The following is a 6,405-nucleotide window of genomic DNA, read 5'->3' on the forward strand; positions in this document are numbered from 1 at the left end:
GATCGTTGAAAACAAGCGCGCAGCGCGCGCCGAGGCGATGGCCGGCGAATGCGCGCCGGCTCAGGGGCGCAGTCGCAGCGACTGCGCGCGGGTCCTGAGCTCGTAGGCCAGCGGATGCTCGACGTAGGGAAACCATCGAACACCCTTGGGAATGAACGCGATCGTATCGCCCAGCCGGCCCGGACGGCGCAGCGTCAGGATCAGCCGTTCGGGATTGAAGCCGAAGCCGCGCCGGATGGCCGCCACCTCGCCCAGCATGATTTTTTCTTCGATGCCGTTCGAACGTACGAGCAGGTGATCGCCGCCGTCGACGACCTCATCGGCCAGATGACGGGCCATCGACCGCTGGATCAGCGCCGCCGAAGCGACCAGGCCCAACGCGAACAGCACGCTCAGCGGCGGCAAGGGGCGGGAAAAAACCCCGCCCACGAGCAAGGCCGCGAGCACGGCCAGGGCCATACCCGGAAAGGGCTGCTTCACCCACCGGGTCAGCGACGGATGCGAGATCCTGGACGCACCGGGCGAGCCCACGCTCAGTCCGCCAGCCCGCGCAGCAATTCGTTGATGCTGGTCTTGGACATCGTCTTGGCGTCGACTTGCTTGACGATCACCGCGCAATACAGCGAGTGCGAACCGTCCTTGGCCGGCAACTGGCCCGAGACCACCACGCTGTACGGCGGCACGTAGCCGTAGGAAATCTCGCCGGTGGCGCGGTTGTAGACGCGGGTGCTCTGGCCGAGGAACACGCCCATGCCGATCACGCTGTGGTGGCCGACCACGAAGCCTTCGACCACTTCCGAGCGCGCGCCGATGAAGCAATGGTCTTCGATGATGGTCGGCGAGGCCTGCAGCGGTTCGAGCACGCCGCCGATGCCGGCGCCGCCGGACAGGTGGCAGTGCTTGCCGATTTGGGCGCAGGAGCCGACCGTGGCCCAGGTGTCGACCATGGTGCCCTCGCCGACGTGCGCGCCGATGTTGACGAAGCTCGGCATCAGCACCACGTCCTTGCCGATGTAGGCGCCGCGGCGGGCGATCGCGCCGGGCACGACGCGCGCGCCGAGCTTGCGGAAGTCGCTCTCGCCGTAGCCTTCGAAGCGCGCCGGCACCTTGTCCCAGAACGGCGCCGGGTCGGCCTCGACCACCTGCATGTCGTTGACCCGGAAATACAGCAGCACCGCCTTCTTCAGCCATTCGTTGACCTTCCAGCCGCCCGCGCCGTCCGGCTCGGCGACGCGGAACTCGCCCTGCTCCAGGCCGGCGATGACCCGCTCCACGGTCGGCCGGGTCGAGCCTTCGATCTCGTCCGGGGTCAGCATCGTGCGCCGCTCGAAGGCGCTGTCGATCATGAACTTCAGCTCGTCGGCGCCCGGCGCTTCGCGGCTCTTCTTGACCGTCTTCTTCGCGGTCTTCTTGGTGGTCTTCTTGGCGGGGGGGCTCATCGACAGTCTCCTTCGAGGCAGGCCAGCAATGCGTCGCGCAGGGCCTGCTGTTGCGTTTCGTCGAGCGCACGGTCGCGCCCGTCGGTGATCTGGAATACGTCCTCGGCGCGCTCGCCGAAGGTGGCGATGCGCGCGTCGTACACGCGCAGGCGCTGTTTGCGCAGGGTCTGGGCGACGTCGGCCAGCAGGCCCGGCCGGTCGGTGCAGACCAGGCTCAGCGTGGTTCGCGCCGGCGCCGCGCCGTCGTGCTTGCGGTAATCGGAAAACTCGATCTGCGGAGCGATGCGGAAATGGCGCAGATGGCGCGGCTGGGCGCGACGCGCCGGCTGGATCCGCTCCAGTTCTCCGGCCAGGGCCGATTCCAAGCGGCGCTCCACGTCTTCGGCGGTCGGCGGCTGGCGCGGATCGGTCGGCACCACTTCGAAGGTATCGAAGATCGCTCCGTTGGGGCCGTCCAGCACGCGCGCCTGCTGGATCGCCAGGCCGAGCCGGTCCAGGGTGGCCACGATCGCCGCGAACAGGCCGTCGCGGTCGGGCGAATGCACGAACACTTCCAGCGCGCCGGCGTGCGCGCCGCCGTGGGCGCTGACCGGACGCGCGCGCACCCGCGTGTCGCCGAGCGCGACCCCGCGCAGCGACGAGGCCTGCCAGGCGATCTGGTCGGGACGACCGCGCTGGAAGGCGATCTGCGGCATGCGCGCGAACAATGCAGCGATTTCCTCGTCGCGGGCGCCGAACGCGGCCAGCATGGCCTGCGCTGCCTCGCGCGTTTCCGCGGCGCGCTCGGCGCCGGCGACCGGATGCTCCAGCCCGCGCCGCAACGCCAGCCGGGTCGCGGTGTACAGATCCGCCAGCAAGCGGTCCTTCCACGCATTCCACAGCTTGGGCGACGTGCCGGCGATGTCGGCGCAGGTCAACAGGTAGAGATGGTCCAGGTGTTCGCGGTCGGCGACCTTGACGGCGAAGCGATGGATCACCTCCGGGTCGGCGATGTCCTGCTTCTGCGCGGTCACCGACATCAGCAGGTGATGGCGCACCAGCCATTCGATCAGCGCGGTGTCGGATTCGCTCAGGCCCATGACCGCGCCGAACACACGCGCGTCCTCGGCACCGAGCTCGGAATGGTCGCCGCCGCGGCCCTTGGCGATATCGTGGAACAGCCCGGCCAGCAGCAGCAGTTCCGGCTTGCGCAGGCGCGGCCAGACTTCGTGGGCGATGCTGAAGCGCTCGTCGGCGACGCCGGAAGCGAAACGGGCCAGGTTGCGCAGCACCGCCAGGGTGTGCTGGTCGACCGTGTAGACGTGAAACAGGTCGAACTGCATCCGCCCGGAGACTTTCGAGAAGGCCGGAATCCAGCGTCCCAGCACGCCCAGCCGGGCCATGCGCTCGAGCGCGTGCACCGGATGCGGGCCGCGCAGCAGCTTGAGGAAGCGCTCGCGCAACGCCGGCTCGGCGCTATCGAAGCCGGGCACCTTGGGCAGGGCCTCGGCCAGCGCGCGCGCGGTCTGGGAGTGCAGGCCGCGGATGCGGTCGTGGGCGGCCCAGGCGGCGAACAGGGCGAAGATCTGATGCGCGTCGCGCGGCCAGTCCGGTTCGCGCGCGGCGATGTAGTCGCGACGCAGCTCGAAGGCCTCGTACGGCGTCTCCAGCGGCTGCGGCTGGGCCTCGCCCTCGATCTGTTCTTCGAAGCGCTGCAGCAGGCGCTCGCCGATCCGCAGCACCAGCGCGGCGCTGCGGTAGAAGCCCTGCATCATCTGCTCGACCGCCAGGCTGTCGGCGTGATCGACGTGGCCCAAGCGTTCGGCGAGCAGTTTCTGGTAATCGAAACGCAGCCGCTCCTCGCGCTTGCGCGCGACCAGATGCAGGCCGAAGCGCAGCCGCGACAGAGCGCGGCGCTCGCGCTCCAGGGTGGACAGTTCGTCGGGACCCAGTTGGCCGATCGACAGCAGCGATTCCAGGTCGGCGGTACCGATGATGCGCAGCGCCATCCAGTGCAGGGTCTGCACGTCGCGCATGCCGCCCGGGCCTTCCTTGAGGTTGGGCTCGAGGTTGTCGGCGGTGTCGCCGTAGCGGGCGTGGCGCTGGCGCAGTTCGTCGCGCTTGGCGAGGAAGAAATCGCGCGCCGGCCATACCTGCGACGGCGAGATCGCCGCCTGCAAGGCCATCTGCGCGACCGCGTCGGCGACGATCGGGCGCGCCTCCAGCATCGCCGTCATCACGGTCAGGTCGGCCGCGGCCTCGGTGCATTGCGCGGCCGAGCGCACCGCATGGCCGACCGGCAGGCCGGCGTCCCACAGCGCGGCGAAGAACGCGCCCAGCGCTTCGGCTTGGGCGGCCTGGGCCTCGGACTCGGCCAGCACCAACAGGTCGATGTCCGATTGCGGAAACAGTTCGCCGCGGCCGTAGCCGCCGACCGCGAACAGCGCCAGGCCGGCGCCGTGATCCAGATGCCGACGCCAGGCCGCACGCACCTGCGCGTCGACCGCGTCGGCGCGCGCGCGCAACAGGCGGTCGATGTCGGCTTCGCCGTCGCGGTCGAAACGTTCGGCCAGGGCGGCGTCGACCGCGGCCAGGGCCGCGCGGATCGCCGCCGGGGTGCCGGCTTCGGGCGCGGCGCCGTCGGCCGCGACGGGTGCGGTCATAAGTCGTTGTCGTCGCCGGGCACGCGGGTCAGGATCTCGACGCCGTCTTCGGTCACCGCGACGGTGTGCTCCCACTGCGCCGACAGCTTGCGGTCCTTGGTGACCACGGTCCAGCCGTCCGGCAGGGTCTTATGCCGGTAGGTGCCTTCGTTGATCATCGGCTCGATGGTGAAGGTCATGCCGGGCACCAGCTTGAGCCCGGCGCCGGGCTGGCCGACGTGCAGGACCTGCGGGTCCTCGTGGTAGACCCGGCCGATGCCGTGGCCGCAGTAATCGCGGACCACGCTGAAGCGCTCGGACTCGGCATAGGTCTGGATGACGTGGCCGATGTCGCCCAGGGTGATGCCGGGCCTGACGATGCGGATGGCGCGGAACATCGCCTCGCGGGTGACCTCGACCAAACGCTTGGCCATGACCGACGGCGTGCCGACGTAATACATGCGGCTGGTGTCGCCGTGCCAGCCGTCCTTGATGACGGTGACGTCGATATTGACGATGTCGCCGTCCTTGAGGATCTTGCCGTCGCTGGGGATGCCGTGGCAGATGACGTTGTTGACCGAGGTGCAGACGGTCTTGGGGAAGCCCTTGTAGCCGACGTTGGCGGGAATCGCCTTCTGCACGTTGACGATATGATCGTGGCAGATGCGGTCCAGTTCGCCGGTGCTGACGCCCGGCTTCACGTGCGGCGCAACGACCTGCAGGACTTCGGCGGCCAGGCGGCCGGCGACGCGCATCTTCTCGATGTCTTCGGGGGTTTTGAGGGTGTAGGCCATGGCCGGGATTATCGCCTATTAACGCCCCGGCCATCACGGTTCGCGGACCGCCGCGGATGCGATGCAGTGTGCCGCGGGCCCCCATCGATCACGGCCGGCGACTGTCTCAGTGAAGAATGAGATTTCGCTTTTCGCCCCCGCCCCTACCGTCGACCTGTCCGGATTTGCCCTGCCGGCCGGCGCGGCTTACAATTCCGCGGCTTTGCGGCCGGACCGGGTTCCCGGATCGACCGCGCCGTCCACGCCGGACGTCATCGGCGAATACACACCTGACGCCCCAATTCGTGCCGGGGTGCCGCGGAACGGCCCAGCCGCTCCACGGTTCGGACACGGAAGCGCCAGGGAGGCCCAACCCCGGAACCATCGCCACGGAGCTCCGCTCCGGGCAGCGCCCTCACTTATCGCGGCGCCGGTTCCACTGCCTTCGGAGTCATCGCAATGCCCCAGATCACCATGCGCCAGATGCTGGAAGCCGGCGTCCATTTCGGCCACCAGACGCGCTACTGGAACCCCAAGATGGGTCCGTACATCTTCGGCGCCCGCGGCAAGATCCACATCATCAACCTCGAGAAGACCGTTCCGCTGTTCAACGACGCGATGAACTTCATCTCGGGCATCGCCCAGAAGCGCGGCACCATCCTGTTCATCGGCACCAAGCGCTCGGCGCGCGAGTCGATCAAGGAAGAGGCCGAGCGTTGCGGCATGCCGTACATGACCCAGCGCTGGCTGGGCGGCACCCTGACCAACTTCCGCACCGTCAAGCAGTCGGTGTCGCGCCTGAAGGAACTGGAAGCCGGCGAAACCGACGGCACCTTCATGAAGATGGTCAAGCACGAAGTGCTGGGCCTGCGCCGCGAGCGCGCCAAGCTGGAAGCCTCGCTGGGCGGCATCAAGGACATGAACCGCCTGCCCGACGCGCTGTTCGTGATCGACATCGGCCATGAAGACATCGCGATCAAGGAAGCCAAGAAGCTCGGCATCCCGGTCATCGCCGTGGTCGACACCAACTACGATCCGGCCCTGGTCGACTACGCCATCCCGGGCAACGACGACGCCATCCGCGCCGTGCAGCTGTACGCCCGCGCCGCCGCCGACGCCGTGCTCGAAGGCAAGGCCGCCGCTCCGCAGGTCGGCAGCGTCCGCGAGGAAGAGTTCGCCGAAGCCGCCGAAGAAGGCGCCGCCAAGGACGACCGCAAGGCCCCGCGCGGCCGCGCGCCGGCCAAGAAGGGCGGCAAGAAGGACGACGCCGCGGAGTAATCCCCGCCGTCGCTTCAGCGTCACGCAGCCGCGCCATAGTGCGCGGCTGCGGCATCCGCATCCCGCTCCTGCAGGGGCGGCGCAAGCCGCGTCCTTCGCAGGATCTCGCCCGCGAACGCTCGCGGCTTATGCCGCTGCTGTGCGGGCAACACGAACACCCGAGGTAACCCCATGGCTGAAATCACCGCTTCCCTGGTCAAGGAACTCCGCGAGCGCACCGGCGCCGGCATGATGGAGTGCAAGAAGGCCCTGACCGAAAACAACGGCGACATCGACGCCGCCGCCGAGTGGCTG

5 protein-coding genes and 1 pseudogene are annotated in these 6,405 nt (G+C 68.8%); 2 read left to right on the forward strand and 4 right to left on the reverse strand.

Annotated features, from left to right (window positions below):
* Positions 1–60: 60 nt before the first annotated feature.
* The 4 genes from TX83_RS21095 to map all read right to left on the reverse strand — a co-directional run bounded on the left by TX83_RS21095 (position 61) and on the right by map (position 4,854).
* Positions 61–459: a hypothetical protein gene (locus tag TX83_RS21095; protein WP_064749954.1), complete on the reverse strand. Its 399-nt coding sequence runs from the start codon at positions 457–459 to the stop codon at positions 61–63.
* Positions 460–533: 74 nt separating this feature from the next.
* Positions 534–1,535, reverse strand: coding sequence for a 2,3,4,5-tetrahydropyridine-2,6-dicarboxylate N-succinyltransferase (gene dapD, locus TX83_RS21100; protein ID WP_075575298.1), 1,002 nt, complete (start codon positions 1,533–1,535; stop codon positions 534–536).
* Positions 1,436–4,081 carry a [protein-PII] uridylyltransferase gene (gene glnD / locus TX83_RS21105; protein ID WP_064749956.1) on the reverse strand — a complete coding sequence of 882 codons (2,646 nt, stop codon included), beginning with the start codon at positions 4,079–4,081 and terminating at the stop codon, positions 1,436–1,438. The genes dapD and glnD overlap by 100 nt, the downstream gene beginning before the upstream one ends.
* A complete protein-coding gene (gene map / locus TX83_RS21110) occupies positions 4,078–4,854 on the reverse strand; it encodes a type I methionyl aminopeptidase (RefSeq protein WP_064749957.1) in 777 nt (258 codons plus the stop codon). The genes glnD and map overlap by 4 nt, the downstream gene beginning before the upstream one ends.
* Before the next feature lie 438 nt (positions 4,855–5,292).
* On the opposite strand from map, the gene rpsB reads away from it, so the two are divergent.
* Together rpsB and TX83_RS24040 are read left to right on the forward strand one after the other, a co-directional pair.
* A complete protein-coding gene (rpsB, locus tag TX83_RS21115) occupies positions 5,293–6,111 on the forward strand; it encodes a 30S ribosomal protein S2 (protein WP_064749958.1) in 819 nt (272 codons plus the stop codon).
* Positions 6,112–6,282: 171 nt separating this feature from the next.
* Positions 6,283–6,405: pseudogene (locus TX83_RS24040) on the forward strand (translation elongation factor Ts); the annotation flags it as partial.

Origin of the sequence: Lysobacter antibioticus HS124 (genome assembly GCF_000336385.2) — a bacterium.
Classification (GTDB): Bacteria; Pseudomonadota; Gammaproteobacteria; order Xanthomonadales; family Xanthomonadaceae; genus Lysobacter; species Lysobacter firmicutimachus.